1 pseudogene is annotated in these 1,622 nt (G+C 38.7%); it reads right to left on the reverse strand.

The features are described from left to right. A pseudogene (locus tag HNV10_RS17065) lies at positions 1–1,622 on the reverse strand (hypothetical protein); the annotation flags it as partial.

The raw sequence follows: 1,622 nt of genomic DNA on the forward strand, positions 1-1,622 counted from the left end.
GTGTAAAGCACTGGTAATGGATTACTCTCCGAAATTGCTTCTGCTGCGGTTTCGTAATAGCTAACGGAATAGGCTGGATTATAATTGGTAATCTCACCATTCTTTAGACTTAAATCCATCTCTGTTATGCCATCTGGTGTACCATCATCACATACTTCTAAAGCTGTTGGTACTACTAAAATTGGTAATGGATTAACTATTAAATCAAAACCTACTGTTGAACTACAACCCGTGAGTGTATTGGTTAATACAGCTATAATGGGTTGTGGATTACTTAAATTAGTATAAGCTGATGTAATAGCGTTAACTTCTGCTTCTGCATCTGCTGGACTTGCATAATAGCTAACATCTACATTAACCTGACCATCTAAAATCTCTGCTGTCTTGGTGTTTAAATCAAAGACCTCTTCTTCATCGCCTGGATTGTTGTCATCACATAATTCATACGCTGTAACGGCTATAGTCGTTGGCTTTGGATTAACGATTAATTGTAATGTCGTGATTGCAGAACAACCGGTTAGGTTATTAGCTATACGTGCATAAATCTCTTGGGCGTAGGCCGTCTCGTTGGTATAACTTATTGGTAATGGGCTATTGCCTCCTAGCGCATTAGTTTCATTTAAGTAATAAGTAACGCTCATATCGGTTTGTGTCCCTATTACTTCTGCATCTTTTAAACTTAAATCAAATTCTGCAAATCCATCAGCATCATCATCACAGACTTCTAATGGTGTCGTTCCATTTGCTAGTGGATTGGCTAAAACTTCTAAATCTAAGGTGTTGATATTATAACAGTTCGTAATCGTGTTTTCTAAGCGTACATGAATCGTTTGATTTACGGGATTGGTATTTACATAACCATCTGATAATGCGCCTACTCCTGCCATCGCATCTGCTGGTGTTTCATGAAAAGACACCACTACGTCTGCTTGTCCGTTTACAAAATCTGGCTCTTTATCACTTAATGGAAAACCAACAAACTCATCCGTATCATCGTCACAGACTTGTAACGCGGTAACTGTAAATAGCTCTGGTAACGGGTTGACTATCACTTCAAAACTTGTGGTGCCATAACAATCTGGATGTAATGGGTCTTCTACTCTTGCATAAACCGTTTGTGTACTTAATGTACTTGTACTTGATAAGGCGCCTACATTACTATTGGCATCGTCTTGGCTATTATGAAATGATACATCAAAAATTGTGCCTGATTGGCCGTCTAATATTGCTGCTTCTTGTGTGCTTAAATCAAAACTGGCTTGACCATCATTACTCACATCATCACAGACTTCCATATCCTCTGGTGGGCTCGCAATCGCTCTGGTATTTACTACCAAATCAAATAAGGCTGCCGCACTCGCATTGTAACAACCACTGTCTAATAAACTTTCTACTCTTACATATATTGGCTGTGGGTTTTCTGTATTGGTATATGTTAATGGCAATACATTATCGCCTGAATCTGCATCAGCGAAACTTAAATGGTACGTAACAGTGAAATCTGTAGCGGATTGAGTACCCAAAATAATCGGTGTTTGTTCGCTTAAATCAAACTCCTCAAAACCATCATTACTATCATCATCACATAACTCTAAATTAGAGGATGGGTTGATGGTGGGTTG

The organism is Winogradskyella litoriviva (assembly GCF_013249065.1).
Taxonomy (GTDB): Bacteria; Bacteroidota; Bacteroidia; order Flavobacteriales; family Flavobacteriaceae; genus Winogradskyella; species Winogradskyella litoriviva.